Origin of the sequence: Jiella marina (genome assembly GCF_024359545.1) — a bacterium.
Lineage (GTDB): Bacteria > Pseudomonadota > Alphaproteobacteria > Rhizobiales > Rhizobiaceae > Jiella.
Window position 1 is genome coordinate 406814 of record NZ_JAKQZG010000001.1, and the last position, 18046, is coordinate 424859.

The window sequence follows — 18046 nt, forward strand, 5'->3', positions numbered from 1 at the left end:
GCGAACAAATAGGTGCCTTGAGGATGGAACATCCGAGCGCCGGTCGGCACTTTTCCGATCCGAGCCGATCATTCGCGAATCTCGAAGCGGCCCTTGTCGCCAGCATGGTGACAGCGTCGACAGACATCGCGCTGCTTCTCGATCAATCGGGGATCGTGGAGGACGTTGCCGTTCGCGAGAGCGATCTCTTCGGTGACGTCGAAAAAGGTTGGATCGGGCAGCATTTCACCGACATCGTCACCACCGAAAGCCGGTACAAGGTCGAACGTCTCCTTGCCGAAGATCCCAAGGGTGATTCGCCGACCCGGCGCGAGATCAACCATCCGATGCCGGGCGGCCCGGATCTGCCGATCAGCTATTCCATCCTGCCTCTGACCAAGAACGGGATGCGCCTTGCGCTCGGCCGCGACTTGCGGATCATGGCCTCCCTCCAGCAAGATCTGGTCGAGACGCAGCTCGCCCTGGAAAGCGACTATGCACGCCTGCGGACGACGGCGGCGCAATATCGCGTCCTGTTCGATACGGCTGCCGAATCCATGCTGATCCTCGACGCGGACACTTCGAATATCCTCGAGGCGAACTCGCGCGCCCGCGAACGATTCGAGCGGAACGGAACCAAGCTCGTAGGCCAGAGCGTCGGCACACTCTTCGCCGCGCAGGCACGCCAGGAACTGGACCGTCTGCTGGCCGAAGCGCGAACCTCTGGGGAGCCGAAAGGCGCCCGCTTCCCGCTGGCCGAGGGCAACGACGAAGTCGCCGTTTCCGTGCGCTTCTACCGACAGCACGGAGCGATCCGTTACGCGATTCGGTTTATCGAGGAGATGGCAGCGACGACCAATGGCCATCTCGTTGATCTCGTGGCCCGGATCGGACACGCCCTGCCCGACGCCATCGTCGTGGTCGACCCCGATTTCACGATCACTTCGGCCAATGAGAGCTTTCTCGATCTTTCGGAGATCGCCACCAAACACCAGGCAGTCGGTCGATCACTGACCGACCTCCTCGGTCGTCGTGGTGTCGAGCTTGGCTTCCTGAAAAAGGCGATCGACACCAACGGGCAGGTGCGGAATTTCTCGACCGTCCTTCACACCCAGTTCGGGGGAATGATGGATGTCGAGGTGAGCGGATCCGCGATCAACCAGGACGACAAGCGTTTCTACGGCTTTTCGCTCCGCCAGGTTTCCCGTGCGCCCGCGCGGACCGGCGGGCGGGAACCTCTGCGGTCGGCGAACGACATGGCAGGCCTGGTCGGGCGTGTTCCGTTGCGCGAAATCATTCGGGAAACCGCCGACATCATCGAGCAATTGTGCATCGAAGCGGCGCTGGAGATCACGAACAACAATCGCGCCTCGGCGGCGGAAATGCTCGGCCTCAGCCGCCAGAGCCTCTACTCGAAGCTGCGACGCTACCGCATCGACGGCAACACCGCAGACGGCGACGACACGCACTAGCTCTCCGCGGCCGAATCGGACGTCTGACGCGAGACCGGACCCATTGTCTGGCGAGTGATCGACGTTCGTCGGCCCTACTGCCTGCTGACGAGCGGACTGAATTTCCTCGCCGACCGCCTGAGCCTTTCGAACAGCGCACATGCGACCCGACGCGGGTGTCAATTTGAGTTGACACATACACCGGCGTCGCCTAGCCTTTTTGTATGAGCCGCTTGACACTCGACGCACCGGTCTCTCCGCGTCCATCGCTGTCCGCAGGGATCGAACTTCTGAAGCCGATCACATGGTTCGCGCCCATGTGGGCCTTCGGCTGCGGGGCGATCTCGGCGCGTTCGAGCGCGGCAGAAGATGGGGCGAGCGTCTGGATCGTGCTGGCGGGCGTCGTTCTGGCGGGACCGCTTCTGTGTGGCGCGAGCCAGGTGGTGAACGACTGGTTCGATCGACATGTGGACGCGATCAACGAGCCGGGCCGCCCCATCCCTTCAGGTCGGATGCCCGGCCGGTCGGCCTTCTATCTCGCCATTTTCTGGACAGCCCTTTCGCTGGCCGTTGCCTGGATGCTGGGGCCTTGGGTCGGTCTCGCCTCCAGCCTCGGCTGCGTGCTCGCCTGGGCCTACAGCACGCCACCGCTTCGGCTGAAGCGCAATGGCTGGTGGGGCAACGCCGCCGTCGCCATCGCCTATGAGGGGCTCGCCTGGTTCACGGGTGCCGCCGTCGTGGCCGGCGGACTGCCCGACGCGAAGATCATCTTCGTCGCTTATCTCTACAGTGTCGGCGCCCACGGCATCATGACGCTCAACGACTTCAAGGCGGTGGAAGGCGATGTGGCGCTCGGCGTCAGGACCCTTCCCGTGCAATACGGCGTCCGCGCCGCCGCCCTCATCGCCTGCTGGGTCATGGCACTGCCGCAGCTCGTCGTGATAGCGCTCCTGTTTGCCTGGGGCGCGAGCATGATCGGCATGACGGTTGCGATTCTGCTGGCAACGCAGATCGTTCTGATGCGCCGCTTCCTGGCCGACCCGCGCGGCAAGGCGCCCTGGTACAACGCCACCGGCACGAGCCTTTACGTCCTCGGGATGATGGCCACCGCCTTTGCCCTCAACGGCATTCTCGGGGGTTGATCATGGGCGGCGGTCTCGGCTGGATCCAGATCGTTCGGCTGGCCCTCGTCCAGACCGCACTCGGCGCCATGCTGGTTCTGACCACCTCCACGATGAACCGCGTGATGGTCGTCGAACTCGCCCTGCCGGCAATGCTGCCGGGTGCGCTCGTTGGCCTTCATCACGCCCTGCAGATGCTTCGGCCGCGCTTCGGTCACGGCTCGGATGGCGGCAGGCGGCGGACACCCTTCATCATCGCCGGGATGGCCGTACTGGCCCTGGGCGCGATCGGCGCATCCGGCGCCACTGCCTTGATGGGGATCTCACCGCTATTGGGGTCACTCGCCGCCATTGCGGCCTTCACCGCGATCGGCGTGGGCGTCGGTTCGGCGGGCACAAATCTCCTGACCCTCGTCGCGACCCATGTTGCGGAAGAACGCCGGGGGCCTGCCGCAACGCTGATCTGGATCATGATGATCGCCGGTTTCGTCGTGACGACCGGTGTGGCCGGCGCCGTGCTCGACCCCTACTCGCCCCAGCGGCTGATTGTCGTGACGACAATCGTGTGCGCGGTCGCCTTTCTTTTGAGCCTCTTGGCGGTCCGCGGTGTCGAAGGGCATGAGGCCCATCTCTCCGATCGGCGCGATGCGCGTCCCAAGGCCACCTTCCGGGTGGCCCTGGCCGAGGTCTGGCGGGAAGGTCCGACCCGCCGGTTCACGGTGTTCATCTTCATCTCGATGCTCGCCTACAGCGCTCAGGATCTTGTGCTGGAGCCGTTTGCCGGCCTCACCTTCGCCATGACGCCTGGCGAGACCACACTGCTTTCGAGTGCGCAGCATGGCGGAACGGTCGTCGGCATGGTTCTGGTCGCGCTGCTTGGCTGGCTGCTCGCGAGCCGGGTCCGGGGCATCCTGTTGATCCTCTGCGTGGTGGGCTGCTTCGGATCGGCGGCGACACTGGCTGCACTTGCCGCTTCAGGCGCCTATGTGGCGGTCTTCCCTCTGCGAGCCTGCGTCTTCGCCCTCGGCTTCTTCAACGGCGTCTTCGCGATCGCCGCCATTGCCATGATGATGAGCCTCGCCAGACAGGGCACCGCCGGTCGCGAAGGAGTCCGGATGGGCGTATGGGGCGCCTCGCAGGCCGTTGCCTTCGGCCTCGGCGGCTTCCTCGGTACCGTCGGCGTCGACGTCGCAACCCTTGGCCTCGGCGCAGGCAACGTGGCCTATCAGATCGTCTTTGCCGTCGAGGCCGCCCTCTTCATCCTTTCCGCCGCCTTGGTCCTGCGTGTCGTTGCGGCGCGCGGCGCCGAGGTCACTCCAAACAGCGACGAGCATTTGGGTCATCGCGCCGTCGAGAAGGTCATGCCGGCATGAGCGAGACGTCTCACACAACCCCGATCGAACGCTTCGATGTCGTCGTCGTCGGCGGTGGTCCGGCGGGCGCGACGGCTGCCGAGTCGCTGGCTCGTGCGGGTCACACGGTCGCCCTTCTGGACAAAGCCGGGCGCATCAAGCCCTGCGGCGGGGCCATCCCGCCGCGACTCGTCCGGGATTTCCGCATCCCCCCGGACCTGCTCGTGGCACGGATTGCCAGCGCACAGATGGTGGCCCCTTCGCAGAAACGCGTGCCCATGCCGATCGAGAACGGCTATGTCGGCATGGTCGACCGCGCCGATTTCGACGAGTGGCTGCGGGAGCGTGCGGCGAGCGCCGGTGCGACGCGCCTCACCGGGACCTTCCTGTCCATCCGGCATGACCGCACCGGTCGGGCGCTCGTGCGCTACCGGGCCAAGGGGGACGAGAACGCCGAGAGGCTGTTGTCGGCCCGCCTCGTCGTCGGGGCCGACGGCGCACGCTCTGCGGTCGGACAGCAGACGATACCGGGAGCCGACAAGGTCCCCTGCGTCTTTGCCTATCACGAGATCGTCCGCTCGCCGGAACCCGGCAGCCAGGCCGACTACGAGCCGGCGCGTTGCGACGTCTATTACCAGGGCCATGTCTCGCCGGATTTCTACGGATGGATCTTTCCCCATGGCAAGACCGCCTCGATCGGGACCGGTAGTGCCAACAAGGGCTACGGCCTGCGTCCGGCGGTCGAGCGACTTCGCGCCGCCGCCGGTCTTTCCGGCGTTGAAACGATCCGCCGCGAGGGCGCGCCGATTCCCCTGAAGCCTCTCAAGCGCTGGGACAATGGACGGGATGTGATTCTGGCCGGCGATGCAGCCGGCGTGGTCGCACCCGCTTCCGGCGAGGGGATCTACTACGCCATGGTCAGCGCGGTGATGGTGGCCGAGGCCGGCCATGCCTCCCTAGCCACCGGAGAATCCAAGGCGCTCGCCGGCGCCCGCAAGGCCTTCATGAAGGAACACGGCCGGGTGTTCTGGATCCTGGGGATCATGCAGCACTTCTGGTATCGCTCGGACAAGCAGCGCGAGCGCTTCGTGTCGATCTGCCGGGACAAGGACGTGCAGCGCCTGACCTGGGAAGCCTATATGAACAAGAAACTCGTCCGCGCCCGGCCGGCGGCCCATCTGAAGATCTTCTTCAAGGACCTCGCCCATCTGCTGCGGCTGGTTTCGCCGTCCTGATGCCAGCGCAAGGGGTGGTGGGCGCCATAAGTGCGTCCCTGCCTCCGGTGCCGGACCGGGAGCTCGTCAGCCTCAAGGATCATCCGCGGTTGCCATAACAGATGAAGAAAAGTCACTAACCCTCTGATTTTATGGCGACCCCGGCAGGATTCGAACCTGCGACCATCGGCTTAGAAGGCCGGTGCTCTATCCTCTGAGCTACGGGGCCGAAGCGGTCGGGACCGCGAGCAGCGCAAGAGCGATTCGGCGGGTCCGACTTGATTGATGCCGGGCCGGATCGTCTCGGTCAGGTCCTCAATGGGTCCAGGGTTGGCGGCGATCATACTTGAAGTTGTCAGCATAGGCGACACGCGCGCGCTTCGGCGAATGAGCCTCTTCCACGCGATAGGGAATGTCGTTGCGCTCGGCGTAGTCGATCGCCTGCTCCTGGGTGTCGAAGGTCAGGCGAACCTGGGAATGCATGTCGCGCGAGGAGGTATAGCCCATCAGCGGCTCGACCTGTTTCGGCGCTTCCGGCTCGTATTCGAGTACCCAGCGACGTGTCTTGGCCTTGCCCGACTGCATGGCGGTTCGAGATGGTCGGTAGATGCGTGCAACCATGCCTGCCCTCGTCGCTTCGTTCCCTGGCGGGCCATGTTGGTCGGAGCGGCAGGATTCGAACCTGCGACCCTCTGGTCCCAAACCAGATGCGCTACCAGGCTGCGCTACGCTCCGAATGCAGTGACCCGCACACAGACTGCGATCTGCCGGGCTTTGCCCGCCAAGTCAAGCCGACGAAACGGTCAAAAGTCGACAAGGCGATGCAGAACTTGTCAGAAGGAGTCCCGGAATAGTACCGGAATGAGAGTGGGGCTGTTCCGGCTCCGTTCGCCGCAGGCGATCTGCCAGAAGAAGGATCGAACCATGTCCCGCACCAAAGCCATCGACAGCCTGCGCAACCTGAAGGACGCCACCCCGCGGGAGAGGAAGGCGAGTGACGCCGTCGCGATTCTGGAAGAGGTGCTGATCGCCCACGGTTTCGCAGACGTCGTCGAGGAGTTCCGCAAGCTCGAGGTGGAGTGGGCATGATCCGCCCTGCCCTCGTCGCCCTCGTCCTCTTCGTCGCCTCTCACGCCAGCGCTGACCCGATCGTCGGAACGGGCCGGATCATCGACGGCGATTCGCTCGATGTCGGTCCGGTCGAAATCCGGCTGTGCGGGATCGACGCGCCGGAATACGGTACAGCGGGCGGCGAGCGAGCCAGGCGCACGCTGGCGTCTCTCGCCGAGGGTCGGACGGTGCGGTGCGTGCCGGTGAACGAGGGTACGCCCTGCGACGGGCGATCGCGGCGGATGAGCCATGACCGCGTCGTCGCGACCTGCCGGGTCGGCGGCCGGGATCTGGCGCGGGCGATGGTCGAGGCCGGCGCGGCCTGCGACTGGCCGCGCTATTCGGGCGGCGCCTATCGGGTCGCCGGCGGGTGCAGCCGATGACCGACCTTCAGGCTCTGCGGCGATATGCCGAATGGCTGCGGCGCATGAGCGGCGCGCAGGATCGCAACGTCATCGACGGTGCGGTCGATGATCTCCTGTCCCGTCGGGAGCGAGCAAGGCGGGCGCGGCGCGATCGGGAGTGAGATGGCCTTCGTTCTGCGAACGCGGCGCGGCAGCCGGATCGACAGCGAAGCGATCGCCTCGCGCGGCGTGGCGCTGACACGCTACGAGGCGGCGTGGCACGGCCTGCGCGGCTCGGATGACTGGGCGGTCGCGCTCTACGAATGCCCCGGCATTACCGATCCGGACGCGGCTGTCGAGACGGTCTCGACCGGCGGCGGGCTGATCCTTGAACACCGGGATTCGCGGATCGACGAGGTGCAGATCCGGGAACTGCGGCGGCGGCTGGAAGGCAAGTAGCCGGCATCATCGCCGGTTGTGCGGCCAGGGCGACGGCCGGGGGTCGCCCCAGCGCTCGCGCGCCGCGTCGAACGCCTCCTCGACGATCTTCGCGGCATCCCGGGCCGTCCCGTCGATGACGCCGCTGGAGTTGGCCGGGATGCGCGTCGGCGTGTCCTGGTGGGCGTACTGCGTCCAAAACCACATGCGATCCTGCGGCCCGCCGATGATCCGGTAGATGCGGCCGACAGAGATGCCGTTCCACACGCATTCGTAATCCTCGCCCTTTTCCGGCCAGGTCTGCCGCCATTTGTATCGGGGCTGATATTCCTCGGACATGGCCGCGAGGATAGTCGCACCCGGCCGATTCGAGAGCCCTGAAACGAGGAAAGCGCCCGCCACCCCGTGAAGGGCGGCGGGCGGCACGCATCGCGATATTATACCTGACACACCAACGCTGATTTGGTGTATGCTCCCAGGCTTCAACTTTGGGAGTGAGATCGGCGCGATCTACAGCGACCATCCAATCATACGCCGTATTGATACCCAACGATCGCGGTAATAGCGACAATAACCCCTGAAACGATTATAAGCACCAAGGCTGCATTCAGCAGGAATTCATCAGACGGATAGCGCAATGATTCCTCCTAACATATTGTCTGGCGTTGACGCCGCGCTCACAGTTGTTAGTGTATTTTTCGGTCTATTAGCCGCTTGGAAAGGCTTCAAAAGCGCCACAGGCGACCCCTCCAAATCCAAACCATTAATACGCCAGGCAAGCATGTTTGCTGGCCTGGGGGCTCTCGCCGTTGGATTAGCTTATGCAGCCGACACGGGAAGCGCGATTGCTCAGAACGCCCCCAGAGCTGAATTCGTGCCAGACTCACCCCTCCCAGAGAGGCAGCGTGACAAGCTCCTGATTATTGCGTGGGGAGGGGCTGAGCCAAATTCTCTTGCGGACGCACTCTCGTCGAAGTTGTCAGAACGTTATGCGATCAGCCGCGCAAGCTACAACTTCGCCAGCAATTTTCCAAAGGGCGTAACGATTGTCCCTAATGGAACAGACCCAGCACAATTGGCTCTTGACCTCCAAGCACTCAATCAAGATGCAGCCATCAACAAAATGATAATGCCGCTACCTGGGTCCGCAGCAAGTCAATATGAAGGCTATGCAGTCCTTGTAATCGGACCAAAGCCCTGAAACAGGGTGTACACTAGCCTTGGTTAGAGTCTTCCTCTCGGCTTCCTGATTTCTCGTCTTTGGCCTTTTCAGGCTTTGCGATACGCTTCAACGTTGCGTCGAATCGCTCTTCGCTCTCGTCTGTTTCGAGTTCGCGGGCGGCTTCGCGGAATTTGCGTGATGCATCCTTATCGATGCCGGCGCGTCATCCCGGCATGGTCAAGACGCCCCTCCTCTGGTCCGCGCTTGCGGTCGCCTTCCTGATCATCGTCTAGGATCAGGGCTGTCGGCCTCCGCGCGCGGCAATGCAAACGGCCCGCTGTTCGTCACCAGCGGATAGAGGCCGTGCCACGGCTCGTGCTCGACCGTGGTGAACCAGGTCTCGTAGCGCGTGGCGCAGCCGCCGATCAGCCGCCACGGCCCCCAGTCCTGAACGCCCGGCGGTCGGCTTTTCGGAGCCCCGTCCGGCTGATCCATCGGCCGCCACCAGGCGCGCCGCGAAACCCCGTCCGGCCGCCCGTAATAGACGACCTGGCGCCCCGGCAGATACCGCGCGCGCCGGACCTTCGAGAGCGTCCCCGACACGATCGCGTCCCGGCCGTCGCAGCGCGCCTCGCTCTGGGCGAAGGCCGGATAGAGGACCACCCGCCCCGCGCAATCGCCGCTCGCCTTGTCAAGCGAGCCTTCGCAGATCGCGACATCCGCGAGCACGGGGTAGCGCGCGACCTCCAGATCGCCGAGACGGTGGGTCAGGGCCTGAAACCCGACATAAAGCGCCAGCAGCGCGACGCCGATGCCGAGCGTCGCGGAGGCGTTTTTCGTCGCCGGGCCGAGACATTCACGCATCATCGCGGTCCTTCCCCTTCGCGCGGTCGCGGTAGCGGTGCCAGAAGTCGAGGAAGAAGCCGGAGACGGAGACGCCGCCGAGGCCGATCGCGAAGCCCGACAGGCGGGCGAGCTCTTCCGGCGTCGCGATGATTTCGCCCAGCATCGGCGTGATCGCTGGCAGGAAGAGCGGCGAGAGATAGACCGCGCAGATCGCCCCGACGACGATCTGCGTCACGCCGTCCCACAGCGTCGCCTTGCGGGTCAGCCAGTTGACACAGCCGCCCAGCGCGCCGGCGAGCAGCAACCGCGCATCGGCCGAGAAGAGCCATTCGAACAATTTCACCTCGGCCTCGTGCGGCTATCGGGATTTCACCATCGGCCGCCAGACCCGCCAGCGAACGCACCCTTTCCGGTCGTGAGTGGTGACCTGGAGCCGGCCCCACCGATCGACGCGGATCGCCGGCACCCTGCCGGAGCGATGACACGCCATGAGATCGGACAGGCGCTGCGGCGCGTCCGGCGGAAGCGGCGCGGCACCCACCGGCCGCGAGAGCCAGGCAAGCGCGAACAGGACGAGCGCCGTGCCGAGAAGGGCGACGGCCGGGCCCCAGCGCATCAGCCGTCCTTGCCGATCTTCGGGGCGTCGCTTTCCAGACGCATCTCGCGTGCCCGATAGGTTGCGATCCATGATCCCGCCGCGCCAAACAAGAGGTTGAGCAGGAACACGACAGCGACGATCGCCGAGGGACTGTCCGCCCATTCTTGCGGAAACCATGAGGTTAGCGACCACAGCAGCGCGACAGCGCTTCCGACCGTCATCCCGCCGGCAGCGCCGCCGGCGCCCATGTTCGCCTTGTTGGTCGACTGGACCGGCGTCAATTCGCTTGCCATGATCAGTTCCCTTCCAGAACAGCCTTGAAGACGACGACCGCAGCACCGGCGGCCGAGATGGCGGTGACGACATCATCGACAGGTGCAGCGCACGCCGCATCGACGGCGGCAAGGGCGGCTTGAGCCTTCGGCACTTGCCTGTCCGGCACGAGCCCGGCGTCGATGAATGAGACGACCGTCGGCTCTAGTCGGGCCGCCGCATCGCACAGAGCGTCGAGACGCACCGACTGCGACCGGACGGCCTCGTTGGCGCCCTGGAGCGTCGTGCAGCCGGCAAGACCGGCTGCGAGCGTGAGAGTGATAAGCGCGCGCATCACTGGTCGCGTCCTTCTATTTGGAGGGGAGTGGTGCCGATGATCTTGATATCGCTACGCAATCTCATGTTGGTCGCTCGCTCCCATTTAGGCGGTTTGCCTGAATGCGACTTGACCCATGCCGACCAGATCCCAACCTTCTCCACAGAGTGCGGCTCAGGCGCCTTTTTTGATGCACCGACGGCAACCATCGCTGCGGCAGCGCACAACACGATCACGGGCCGCATCACAGCCTCGCCGCCTGGACGTGCATCCAGTCGTAGTTCCGCGCCCGGCCGAGCGAGAGCCAGCCTTCGGCCTCGAAGGCCTGCCAGAAGGGCAGCGCGTCCTCGTGCGACAGGCGCGCCCGCGGCGACTTCCATCGCAGCTGATTGCGCTCGGGATCGAAGTCGATGGCGATGCCCCAGGAATGCATCGAATAGCGCGACCCGCCGCGCATCCGCCGCACGTTCAGCGAGCCGCCGAAGAGATGAAGGCCGAGTGCCTCGATCTCCCGGCGCGAATAGGTCTCGGCCACGACGTTGAGCACCCGCTCGGCCGAGGCCGCCACCTTCTCGTGCAGCGTCATGCGGCGGATGCGCGTCGATTTCGACCAGGCGAGCACCATGTCGAAAGGGATCTCGATCCGGGTCTGCCGCGTGCCGACCGCGCCGTAGTACGACGAGACGCCGCTTTGCCGGGGCCATTGGTTGATCTTCAGCGAGGCGAGATCGATCGCCTGGATTTCGTCCTCGGTCAGATCGTCCGGGCGGACCGCATCGGTCTTCGGATCGAGCCGCAGCAGATCGACGACCTCCGGATCGGCCATGCCGTCGCCGGGCAGGCCGTGCGCCCGCTCGAAGGCCGCGATCGCCGCCCGCGTCAGCGGCCCGTCGTAACCGTCGATCGGACCCGGAGAGAACCCGTGCGTGGTCAGCCGCATCTGCAGGAAGTGGATGAACGGTTCCATGCCTCACCTCACAAAAAAACCGCCTCGCGGGCGGTGTCGGATGTCGGATTGTCGGGGGGACTCAGAACATCGAGACCCAGCCGGAATTGCCGCAGAAGACGGGCCGCCGATCTGTGCCCGACCCCGTCAGGGAACCGCCCGCCGTCGGCGAAGTCAGATCGTTCGCGACGCGGATCTCGTTGCGGCGGGAGGCGTCACAGGTCGGCAGCGTGGCCACCGTGAAACCGCCCAGCTTGAGAAAGCTGTTCGCGGTCAGGGCATTCGCCGTCAGCGCGCCGGCGGGAGAAACGTCCCAGCCAGCCCCCTCCACCTGCTTCGAGGAATAGAGACCGTCGAGCTTGAGCCCGATCGGCGCGGTGGACTGCTCCCGGATGCCGTAGGACCCCTTCGTGCCGAGAACATGCAGTCCCGTCGGCGCGCTGCTGCCCAGGCGGGCATCCGCCCCGGACTTGACCCCAGTGGCATAAAAGCCCAGCGCGGATGCCGATTCGTCGCGAAACGCCGCTGTCGTGCCATTGCCGAGATTGTGGAAGATCACCGGCGCCGTGGCGCGGTTCTTGATGACGGCCTCGTCGAAAGAAAACGTCCCCGCCGCGTTGAAGGTGTTGAAGCCGATCGCATTGTCGGCATTGCCAACTTCGAAGTTCAGAACGTCGCGGTCCGCCAGGAGCGTGTCCGCCACGCCCGTGAACCGCATGCCCCAGTGCAGGGCCGGCTTCCCCGGAACGCTGTTCGTCGGCGAATCCTGCCAGATCTTGTTCTTGTTGCCCTTGGTCTGGATGGTGAGCGCGGCGGTCGACGTGTCGCCCTTCGGGGTGATGTAGAGCACGATGCAGTTCGACGTGCCGATCACGCAGTCTCCGGACTGGTTGTCGAAGTCGAGTTCGGTGTTGACCATGAAGATTTTCTGGACGCCGCCGGTAAACCGCATGTTGTGGACGTTCGCCCAGGCCGAGCCGCTGGCATCCGCCCCGATCACTTCGACATCGTTGTAGATGCTGGTCTTGGCCGAAAGCGCGGGCGGATTGACCCAGCGCACGACGAGATCGCCATTGGTCTCGTCCGGATCGCCCTTTTCGCTGGTCGGGGCGGTCGCGCCGGATTCGCAATCCCCGGTGCAGGAGATCACTTCATAGGTTGGGCTGTCGCCACTCGCGGCGAAATAGTCTCCGACCTCGTAGACCGTGTCGGCGGTCCAGACTTTCCGGGCGCCGGTGCTGATCCGTGTCGAAACCGAGAGCGTGTTCTCCTCGGCCACCGGCCCGAGCCGCGTCTCCGACATGATCAGCGCGGACGTCGCCATATGCGTCCAGTCCGCATCGTCCTTGATGCAGCCGAGATTCGGGCAGTAGACGATCGCGTTCCCTGCCCCGAAGGCCACCGTGTCCGGCGTTGCCTCCCCCAGCGTGCGATAGGGTGGCTGCGCCAGATCGACGAATTGCGGCAGCCCGCCCGGCACGACGACCCGGCCGAATTCCGGCTTCGGCCGCCCGCCGCCTTCCGGCACGACCGACAGGATCCCGCCATTGAACCAGAGATCGCCGACCGTCGCCGGCACGGTGCTCGTCAGCGCCTCGGCCAGCCCCTCGAACGCCGCCGCCAGCGTCGCCGGCACGTTGATGTCCTGCGCGGCAAGCTCCGCGTCGATCGCGTGGATCGCCGAACGCAGCCGCGGCACGTCGGTGCGCGCGGTGTTGTTCTTCACGTTCGGCATCGGCAGGTCGTAATTCGGCGTGCGATCGTCGACCACCGGCGCCAGCGCCGGCGTGTCGAAATCCTGCGCCGCCGCGATCTGCGAAACCGCGACGCAAGCGGCGAGCGCCGCGACGAGACGAAAACGGAACATCGTCACTCTCCCGGCCAGCCGTCGTCGAGGTCGATCGCGGCGAGCGCGCCCGCGTCCGCCGCCTGAAGGACCGCGTTCTTGAGGTTTCGGGCGGCGACGACGATCGCCGACTTCCACTGCCCGAGCGCAAGGATCGCCCCCGCCCCGGTCTCGGCCGAGGTCGCAAACACCGCGTTGCCGGCGTCGATCACCTCGACCATCGTCTCCGGGTCGAGCGCGCTCCACAGCCCGTGCAGCGCCAGCCAGTTCGCCTGGTCCTCGGTGGTGCGGCAGTCGAGCGTCCGCACCCCCGCCGAGGCGCCGAAATTGTGCTGGTAGCCGGCGGCGATCAGCCCGTTCCGCCGCGCCGTGATCCGCGCCACGGCCAGCGCCTTTGCATCAATCAGCGACAGGCCGCCGAGCGCCGAGCCCGCGAGCGCCGGAAACCCGTCCGGCACGAGAAGAATCTCGGCCGCGCCGTAGGCGCCGGCGGGCAAGACGGCATCGTCCGCATGCGTGGCCAGCACCACGCCGGAAAGAAGGGCGAGTTGCATCACGCGCTCCGGATGAAGGAATTGTTGTTGCCGACCGTGTTGTTCGCCGGCGAGAGCGAGCCGAGATTGCTCGCGCTGTCGAGGAAGATCTGCGAGCCGTCATTGGCGAAGGCCGAGAAGGTGCCGCCCCCGGTCATGTCGAGATCCATCACCCGCCCGTCGAAGCGCGACCACTTGTCGGCATTGATCCCGCGCGAGGTGTTGCCGCGCGCCGTGAAGGTGCCCGGCACCTCGCCGCCGACCACCGCCTGGGAGCGGATCAGATTGACCCCGTGGGCGCCGTTGCCGTCGAAATTGCCCGACTGGCCGATCTCGGCGAAGGACCCGTCGATGCAGGTCAGGCCCGAATCGGAATTGTAGGAGGAGATGATGTTGTTCGCCGTGAACAGCGACATGTTGTTGGCGACGACGCCCGAGCCGGAATTGTGCACCGCGAGGACGTTCAGCCCGGAACAGGCGCCGGCGTTCCGCGCCACGATGCCGGTCGCGAACCCCATCGTCGCGAAGTTGAGGACCGAGCCGAAGGCCGGGCCCGCGCGGCCGAACGTGTTCGGGTTCAGCGAATTGGTCGAGCCGAAATGCGCGCCGATATAGCTGCCGCTGCCGAACAGGGCGATGTTCTTGATCAGCCTGATGCCGCCCTGCCCGGCGACGATCCCGTCCTTCAGACAGTCGATCTTGACCGCGAAGCGCGCGCGCAGCATCGCCTCGTCGTCATCCGCGTCGTCGGCGAAATTGCCGATCGTCGGAAAGGCGTTCAGCATGTCGGCTCCCTCGATCGTGATCGAGAGCCCGTCCGGATGCGACAGGTCGAGGAGATCGGCGGTCTCGGTGTAGACGCCCTCGGCGATCAGGATGCGCAGAAGGACGCCCGGCATCACCCGCCGCCCCTGCAGCCAGGCGAAGGCCGAGGACAGCTTGTCGAAGGCATCGCCGGCGATCGGATCGGCCGGGTTCGCCGAACCGCCCGGCGCGACGTTGATGATCGTCGTCGTGCGGGTGATCGGCGCCGCCGCCAGGATCGCCTGATAGAGCTGCGTCAGGTCGCCCGCATCCTGCGCCGAGCGCCAGGTGCCGTCGCCGAGGAGATTGTCGATCGCCCAGCAGATTTCCCGCTGCGGCGCCTCGATCGCGTCCGCCGGCGGCACCGAGCCCAGAATGCCGCCCGGGGAATTCTCGTCGAGATAGCCGGCGTCCGGGTCGAACGTCCCCGGCTGCAGCAAAGGTGCATTGTAGTCCATGCCCGCCCCTTCGAACGAAAAGGGCCGGCGCGCGGCCAGCCCTTCGATTGGATGTCATGTGCGGCCTGAAGCCCCGATCAGGCGTCGAACTGCCCCCAGGGCGCGTCCTGCCAGCTGTCCGGCCAGCTCTGATATTCCGGCAGCGCGTCCTCGGCGTAGCGGAAGACCGCCTTGAAGGCCGCCGGCTCCACCACCTCGAACAGGCAGATCAGCTCCTGGATGCCGACGATGCGGAACAGCGGATCACGCCCGACCCGGCTCGACCCGACGCGGAAATATTCCTTCCTCAGATCGTAGACATGCACGATCCAGTAGCCTTCCTGCGCCGCCGAGCCGAGAAAGTGCTCGCCGCCGCAGCGCGAGAAGCCGCAGCGAAAGCCGAACCGCTCCTCGATCTTGATGCGGAACCCCGCGAAATGCGCCAGCCGGCAGAAATCCTGCGGCGTGATCGTCCCCTTCGACCGCACCTTGTTCAAAAGCGTGTAGAACCGCGTCTGATAGCTCTGGTCGGGCCGGGCGCATTCGTTCGGCAGCCCGTATTCGCGCTCCCAGTCGGCAAGACTCGTCTCGAGCTGCAGCACGAACCATTCGTTGCTCTCGGCGAAGGCCAGTCGGTAGAACTCGGCGAAGGGCGCGAAGACCGCGCGCGTCAGCCGGGCATAGACGGAATCCCCGTCGATCGCCTGCCCGTCGGGCGAGCCCCAGGCCGCCCCCTTCGGCCAGATCGACAGCGCGGCGGGCAGCACCGCCTCGATATCGGGGTCCGACAACGGGTCGGTCCGGTCGACATAGAGTTCGCCGTCGTCCTCTTCCGGAACGAACTCCGTCCAGCGGTTCGTCGCCCGATCACGCATAGGTCACCGTGCCCAGGACCGGATATTCTCCGGTCGCGAAGCTGACGTCCGCCGCCGGCACGACGAGGATGTGCCGGTCCTCGCCGGTGACGCCGGAGATCGTCTCGCCGATCCAGGAGCGCGACAGGGCGAAGGGATCGTCCGGCATCGACGGCCGGGCGCGCTCGAACAGCATCGCCGTCAGCGCGGCGGCAATCGCCGCGCGGATTTCCGCCGTGTCGCGCGCAAGGCCGGAAATCGTCACCGGCACCGGCACGGCGACCGGCGCCATCGGCGTCGCGTCGACCCGGATCAGCCGCGCCGCTTCCAGCGCCGCGTCGACCGCCGCGACGTCGGCCGCTTCCGGAATGCGGTTCGTCCGTCCCTCGAACAAAAAGAACAGGCCGATCGCCCCGATCCCGTCCGTCATCCGGAACGCCCAGGCCTTCACCACGCCGGGCACGGAAAGCGCGATCTGCTCGTAGTCCGACAGCGATCCGCCCTGCGGCGGACGCCGCTTGCGGTCGAGCGCCCGGGCGCGCAGGGATTCGATATCCTCGCGATCGGCCCCGCCGCCGAGCCCGCCCGCGCCGACCTGGAATTCTTCCGCCAGCGTCGGGGTGAGCGCCGCGTCGGCGAGCAGCATCTCCGCCTCGGCCTCGCGATTGGTCGCCGCCCCCGTCGCTTCGGACGTGACGGAAAAGACGATCGCGCCCGCCTCGTCTGCCGTCGCCGGCGCCGTCGTCACGTAGCTCTGGTTGGCCGAGAGAAACCGGATCCCCGCCGGATAGGTCCGGCCCGCCTGCCCGGTTCCCTCGATCGCGCCCGTCGCGGCGGTCGCCGGCTTGCGGGTGATCCGGTATTCCGCCGCATGCGCCTCGATCGTCCGCTCGTCGCTGGCCGAATTCAGATGCTGCTGTTTCGACAGCCATTCCAGCCGCTGTTCCAGCGGCTCGAACAGCAGCGCCATCGCCTTCTGCAGAACATAGAGAACGTTGCCCCTGATCCCGGCATCGGTGCCCGGCAGATATTGCCGGACCGCCTTTCGGACGGACCGCGAGATGCTGTCGATGTCGCGCGCGCGATAGGGCATCAGTCAGGCGCTCCGAGCCGGTCCCAGAGGACCGCGAATTTCTCGTGATAGGTTTGCGTTCCGTCCCGCCCGTAGCCCTGGACGGTGAGATCGAGCCGGTTGCGCACCCGGTCCGCCGCGGCCGCAACGTCGAAACGGGCGAAGACCTTCTGATCGATCAGCGGCCGCAGGGCCTCCTCGGCATATTCCACCGCCTTCTGCTCGACGTCCGGCGCGAGGGCCGAGCGACGCAGAAGCCAGAGCTTCGAGCCGAGCGGATGCTCGCCGGGCTCGAGATCGAACCCGTCGCCGGGCCAGCCCTTGTTGCGGTCGCCGTCGCGAAGCTCCGTCGGATCGACGCGGATGTCGGTCATCAGCGCGATCAGCACCGCCGTCTCCAGCGGCCGCTCCGCCTGAAGCCCCGCCGGGTTGATCGGGTCGGTGAGCGCCGACAGCGCCAGATCGCCCTTTTCCCCGTCCCAGACGATGTCCGGCGACAGCTGCGGCTCGGCGGCCTGCGAAAGCGGAATGATCCTCACAGCGCCACCCAGCCCCTGTTCTCGATATGAAGGGTCGAGGCCTCATGCCCCCGCGCATTCGGCTTGTTGGCGATCCACGGCGTTCCGTCCGGGCCGATCGGATCGATCCATTCGCCATTGACGATCGGCGGGATCCGCCAGTCGCAGAACAACTGCGACCGGATGACGGTCATGAACCGAAGAGGCTTCGCCAGGCGCGCGACCCGTGCGCCGCCTTCTGTCGTCACCCAGGACCCTGCGGGAACGACCGTCACGCCCCGCCGTCCCCGTCGCCGTCGACCACCGAACCGGTGGCGGTCATGTTGCCGTCGAGGCCGATGTCGCCCGTCATCGCCATGTTCCCGGTGACGGTAATGTCGCCCGTCATCGCCACGGCCCCGCCCACCGAAACCGGCCCGTTGACCGTCAGCGGCCCGTTGATCGTCACCCCGCTCGGCGCGTCGATCGTCCAGTCTCCGCAGGTCAGCGTCGCCGATCGGCTGGCGAAGTCGAACACGGCGCCGTCGTCGCCGATCAGCTTGATGATGTTGCCCTTGTCGTCATATTGCGCCGAGGCGCCCTGCGGCAGGTCCGGCCGCAGCGACGGCTTTTCCGCCCCGATCAGATAGGCCGAATCCCGATTGCCCCTGACGCCGGCGAGAAGCCCGATCCCGCCCTTGACCGGATGCGACGCGAAGCCGTGCGGCTCGATCCGGTGGACGCTTTCATAGCCGTCGCCGGCATAGCCCTTGCCATTGACGAATTGCTGCCCGCCGCGATGCTCGACCGTCCCGTCGAGCTCGACGCGCGTGAAACCGCTGTCGGCCATGAA

The 18046-nt window shown here is 66.0% G+C and carries 25 protein-coding genes and 2 tRNA genes; 9 read left to right on the top strand and 18 right to left on the bottom strand.

Features of this window, described 5'->3' with window-relative positions:
* Positions 1-23 precede the first annotated feature (23 nt).
* The 4 genes from ppsR to MF134_RS01820 all read left to right on the top strand — a co-directional run bounded on the left by ppsR (position 24) and on the right by MF134_RS01820 (position 5138).
* Positions 24-1451 carry a transcriptional regulator PpsR gene (gene ppsR / locus MF134_RS01805; RefSeq protein ID WP_255337671.1) on the top strand — a complete coding sequence of 476 codons (1428 nt, stop codon included), beginning with the start codon at positions 24-26 and terminating at the stop codon, positions 1449-1451.
* A gap of 203 nt (positions 1452-1654) precedes the next feature.
* Positions 1655-2572 (top strand): chlorophyll synthase ChlG, encoded by a 918-nt coding sequence (gene chlG, locus MF134_RS01810; protein ID WP_457589931.1) that lies wholly within the window; start codon positions 1655-1657, stop codon positions 2570-2572.
* 2 nt (positions 2573-2574) lie between these two features.
* Positions 2575-3924: a BCD family MFS transporter gene (locus MF134_RS01815; RefSeq protein WP_255337673.1), complete on the top strand. Its 1350-nt coding sequence runs from the start codon at positions 2575-2577 to the stop codon at positions 3922-3924.
* Positions 3921-5138, top strand: a complete 1218-nt coding sequence (locus MF134_RS01820) for a geranylgeranyl diphosphate reductase (protein ID WP_255337674.1) — start codon at positions 3921-3923, stop codon at positions 5136-5138. The genes MF134_RS01815 and MF134_RS01820 overlap by 4 nt, the downstream gene beginning before the upstream one ends.
* Before the next feature lie 132 nt (positions 5139-5270).
* Here the strand turns inward: MF134_RS01820 and MF134_RS01825 are convergent.
* From MF134_RS01825 to MF134_RS01835, 3 genes are all read right to left on the bottom strand, one after another.
* Positions 5271-5346 (bottom strand) — tRNA-Arg (locus MF134_RS01825).
* 86 nt (positions 5347-5432) lie between these two features.
* Entirely contained in the window at positions 5433-5738 is a 306-nt protein-coding gene (locus MF134_RS01830) for an ETC complex I subunit (RefSeq protein ID WP_255337675.1), read from the bottom strand.
* A gap of 37 nt (positions 5739-5775) precedes the next feature.
* A tRNA-Pro gene (locus tag MF134_RS01835) sits at positions 5776-5852 on the bottom strand.
* 189 nt (positions 5853-6041) lie between these two features.
* Between MF134_RS01835 and MF134_RS01840 the strand changes: the two genes are divergently transcribed.
* Genes MF134_RS01840 through MF134_RS01855 form a run of 4 tightly spaced genes read left to right on the top strand, consistent with a single transcriptional unit; the run spans position 6042 to position 7030 of the window.
* Complete coding sequence (locus MF134_RS01840; protein WP_255337676.1) at positions 6042-6206, top strand: hypothetical protein; 165 nt, start codon at positions 6042-6044, stop codon at positions 6204-6206.
* The gene (locus MF134_RS01845) at positions 6203-6610 is read left to right on the top strand and encodes a thermonuclease family protein (RefSeq protein WP_255337677.1); all 408 of its coding nucleotides are present in this window, start codon (positions 6203-6205) and stop codon (positions 6608-6610) included. The genes MF134_RS01840 and MF134_RS01845 overlap by 4 nt, the downstream gene beginning before the upstream one ends.
* Entirely contained in the window at positions 6607-6753 is a 147-nt protein-coding gene (locus MF134_RS01850) for a hypothetical protein (RefSeq protein WP_255337678.1), read from the top strand. The genes MF134_RS01845 and MF134_RS01850 overlap by 4 nt, the downstream gene beginning before the upstream one ends.
* Before the next feature lies 1 nt (position 6754).
* A complete protein-coding gene (locus tag MF134_RS01855) occupies positions 6755-7030 on the top strand; it encodes a hypothetical protein (protein WP_255337679.1) in 276 nt (91 codons plus the stop codon).
* 6 nt (positions 7031-7036) lie between these two features.
* Here MF134_RS01855 and MF134_RS01860 read toward each other — a convergent pair whose 3' ends face one another.
* The gene (locus tag MF134_RS01860) at positions 7037-7348 is read right to left on the bottom strand and encodes a hypothetical protein (protein ID WP_255337680.1); all 312 of its coding nucleotides are present in this window, start codon (positions 7346-7348) and stop codon (positions 7037-7039) included.
* A 298-nt stretch (positions 7349-7646) separates the two neighbouring features.
* Between MF134_RS01860 and MF134_RS01865 the strand changes: the two genes are divergently transcribed.
* Positions 7647-8210 carry a hypothetical protein gene (locus MF134_RS01865; protein ID WP_255337681.1) on the top strand — a complete coding sequence of 188 codons (564 nt, stop codon included), beginning with the start codon at positions 7647-7649 and terminating at the stop codon, positions 8208-8210.
* Positions 8211-8453: 243 nt separating this feature from the next.
* Here MF134_RS01865 and MF134_RS01870 read toward each other — a convergent pair whose 3' ends face one another.
* From MF134_RS01870 to MF134_RS01935, 14 genes are all read right to left on the bottom strand, one after another.
* Positions 8454-9038, bottom strand: coding sequence for a hypothetical protein (locus MF134_RS01870; protein WP_255337682.1), 585 nt, complete (start codon positions 9036-9038; stop codon positions 8454-8456).
* Complete coding sequence (locus MF134_RS01875; protein WP_255337683.1) at positions 9028-9360, bottom strand: hypothetical protein; 333 nt, start codon at positions 9358-9360, stop codon at positions 9028-9030. Before MF134_RS01875 ends, MF134_RS01870 begins: the two co-directional genes overlap by 11 nt.
* A 15-nt stretch (positions 9361-9375) precedes the next feature.
* A complete protein-coding gene (locus MF134_RS01880; RefSeq protein ID WP_255337684.1) occupies positions 9376-9633 on the bottom strand; it encodes a hypothetical protein in 258 nt (85 codons plus the stop codon).
* Positions 9633-9908: a hypothetical protein gene (locus tag MF134_RS01885; protein WP_255337685.1), complete on the bottom strand. Its 276-nt coding sequence runs from the start codon at positions 9906-9908 to the stop codon at positions 9633-9635. The genes MF134_RS01880 and MF134_RS01885 overlap by 1 nt, the downstream gene beginning before the upstream one ends.
* 2 nt (positions 9909-9910) lie before the next feature.
* Positions 9911-10222, bottom strand: coding sequence for a hypothetical protein (locus tag MF134_RS01890; protein ID WP_255337686.1), 312 nt, complete (start codon positions 10220-10222; stop codon positions 9911-9913).
* Between the two features lie 226 nt (positions 10223-10448).
* The gene (locus MF134_RS01895) at positions 10449-11171 is read right to left on the bottom strand and encodes a peptidoglycan-binding protein (protein ID WP_255337687.1); all 723 of its coding nucleotides are present in this window, start codon (positions 11169-11171) and stop codon (positions 10449-10451) included.
* Positions 11172-11232: 61 nt separating this feature from the next.
* The gene (locus MF134_RS01900; RefSeq protein ID WP_255337688.1) at positions 11233-13017 is read right to left on the bottom strand and encodes a hypothetical protein; all 1785 of its coding nucleotides are present in this window, start codon (positions 13015-13017) and stop codon (positions 11233-11235) included.
* 2 nt (positions 13018-13019) lie between these two features.
* The gene (locus tag MF134_RS01905) at positions 13020-13550 is read right to left on the bottom strand and encodes a DUF4376 domain-containing protein (RefSeq protein ID WP_255337689.1); all 531 of its coding nucleotides are present in this window, start codon (positions 13548-13550) and stop codon (positions 13020-13022) included.
* Complete coding sequence (locus MF134_RS01910; RefSeq protein WP_255337690.1) at positions 13550-14791, bottom strand: hypothetical protein; 1242 nt, start codon at positions 14789-14791, stop codon at positions 13550-13552. Before MF134_RS01910 ends, MF134_RS01905 begins: the two co-directional genes overlap by 1 nt.
* Positions 14792-14868: 77 nt before the next feature.
* A complete protein-coding gene (locus MF134_RS01915) occupies positions 14869-15645 on the bottom strand; it encodes a putative phage tail protein (RefSeq protein ID WP_255337691.1) in 777 nt (258 codons plus the stop codon).
* Positions 15638-16717, bottom strand: a complete 1080-nt coding sequence (locus tag MF134_RS01920; RefSeq protein WP_255337692.1) for a baseplate J/gp47 family protein — start codon at positions 16715-16717, stop codon at positions 15638-15640. Before MF134_RS01920 ends, MF134_RS01915 begins: the two co-directional genes overlap by 8 nt.
* A complete protein-coding gene (locus MF134_RS01925; RefSeq protein WP_255337693.1) occupies positions 16717-17235 on the bottom strand; it encodes a phage GP46 family protein in 519 nt (172 codons plus the stop codon). Before MF134_RS01925 ends, MF134_RS01920 begins: the two co-directional genes overlap by 1 nt.
* Positions 17232-17489 (bottom strand): hypothetical protein, encoded by a 258-nt coding sequence (locus MF134_RS01930; RefSeq protein ID WP_255337694.1) that lies wholly within the window; start codon positions 17487-17489, stop codon positions 17232-17234. The genes MF134_RS01925 and MF134_RS01930 overlap by 4 nt, the downstream gene beginning before the upstream one ends.
* Positions 17486-18043, bottom strand: coding sequence for a phage baseplate assembly protein domain-containing protein (locus tag MF134_RS01935; RefSeq protein WP_255337695.1), 558 nt, complete (start codon positions 18041-18043; stop codon positions 17486-17488). The genes MF134_RS01930 and MF134_RS01935 overlap by 4 nt, the downstream gene beginning before the upstream one ends.
* Positions 18044-18046: the final 3 nt, after the last annotated feature.

Bases quoted from the DNA above. Each gene is read 5' to 3' on its own strand.
- ppsR (WP_255337671.1), top strand. From the start codon at position 24: ATGGAACATCCGAGCGCCGGTCGGCACTTTTCCGATCCGAGCCGATCA.
- chlG (WP_457589931.1), top strand. From the start codon at position 1,655: ATGAGCCGCTTGACACTCGACGCACCGGTCTCTCCGCGTCCATCGCTG.
- MF134_RS01815 (WP_255337673.1), top strand. From the start codon at position 2,575: ATGGGCGGCGGTCTCGGCTGGATCCAGATCGTTCGGCTGGCCCTCGTC.
- MF134_RS01820 (WP_255337674.1), top strand. From the start codon at position 3,921: ATGAGCGAGACGTCTCACACAACCCCGATCGAACGCTTCGATGTCGTC.
- MF134_RS01830 (WP_255337675.1), bottom strand. From the start codon at position 5,738: ATGGTTGCACGCATCTACCGACCATCTCGAACCGCCATGCAGTCGGGC.
- MF134_RS01840 (WP_255337676.1), top strand. From the start codon at position 6,042: ATGTCCCGCACCAAAGCCATCGACAGCCTGCGCAACCTGAAGGACGCC.
- MF134_RS01845 (WP_255337677.1), top strand. From the start codon at position 6,203: ATGATCCGCCCTGCCCTCGTCGCCCTCGTCCTCTTCGTCGCCTCTCAC.
- MF134_RS01850 (WP_255337678.1), top strand. From the start codon at position 6,607: ATGACCGACCTTCAGGCTCTGCGGCGATATGCCGAATGGCTGCGGCGC.
- MF134_RS01855 (WP_255337679.1), top strand. From the start codon at position 6,755: ATGGCCTTCGTTCTGCGAACGCGGCGCGGCAGCCGGATCGACAGCGAA.
- MF134_RS01860 (WP_255337680.1), bottom strand. From the start codon at position 7,348: ATGTCCGAGGAATATCAGCCCCGATACAAATGGCGGCAGACCTGGCCG.
- MF134_RS01865 (WP_255337681.1), top strand. From the start codon at position 7,647: ATGATTCCTCCTAACATATTGTCTGGCGTTGACGCCGCGCTCACAGTT.
- MF134_RS01870 (WP_255337682.1), bottom strand. From the start codon at position 9,038: ATGATGCGTGAATGTCTCGGCCCGGCGACGAAAAACGCCTCCGCGACG.
- MF134_RS01880 (WP_255337684.1), bottom strand. From the start codon at position 9,633: ATGCGCTGGGGCCCGGCCGTCGCCCTTCTCGGCACGGCGCTCGTCCTG.
- MF134_RS01885 (WP_255337685.1), bottom strand. From the start codon at position 9,908: ATGGCAAGCGAATTGACGCCGGTCCAGTCGACCAACAAGGCGAACATG.
- MF134_RS01890 (WP_255337686.1), bottom strand. From the start codon at position 10,222: ATGCGCGCGCTTATCACTCTCACGCTCGCAGCCGGTCTTGCCGGCTGC.
- MF134_RS01895 (WP_255337687.1), bottom strand. From the start codon at position 11,171: ATGGAACCGTTCATCCACTTCCTGCAGATGCGGCTGACCACGCACGGG.
- MF134_RS01900 (WP_255337688.1), bottom strand. From the start codon at position 13,017: ATGTTCCGTTTTCGTCTCGTCGCGGCGCTCGCCGCTTGCGTCGCGGTT.
- MF134_RS01905 (WP_255337689.1), bottom strand. From the start codon at position 13,550: ATGCAACTCGCCCTTCTTTCCGGCGTGGTGCTGGCCACGCATGCGGAC.
- MF134_RS01910 (WP_255337690.1), bottom strand. From the start codon at position 14,791: ATGGACTACAATGCACCTTTGCTGCAGCCGGGGACGTTCGACCCGGAC.
- MF134_RS01915 (WP_255337691.1), bottom strand. From the start codon at position 15,645: ATGCGTGATCGGGCGACGAACCGCTGGACGGAGTTCGTTCCGGAAGAG.
- MF134_RS01920 (WP_255337692.1), bottom strand. From the start codon at position 16,717: ATGCCCTATCGCGCGCGCGACATCGACAGCATCTCGCGGTCCGTCCGA.
- MF134_RS01935 (WP_255337695.1), bottom strand. From the start codon at position 18,043: ATGGCCGACAGCGGTTTCACGCGCGTCGAGCTCGACGGGACGGTCGAG.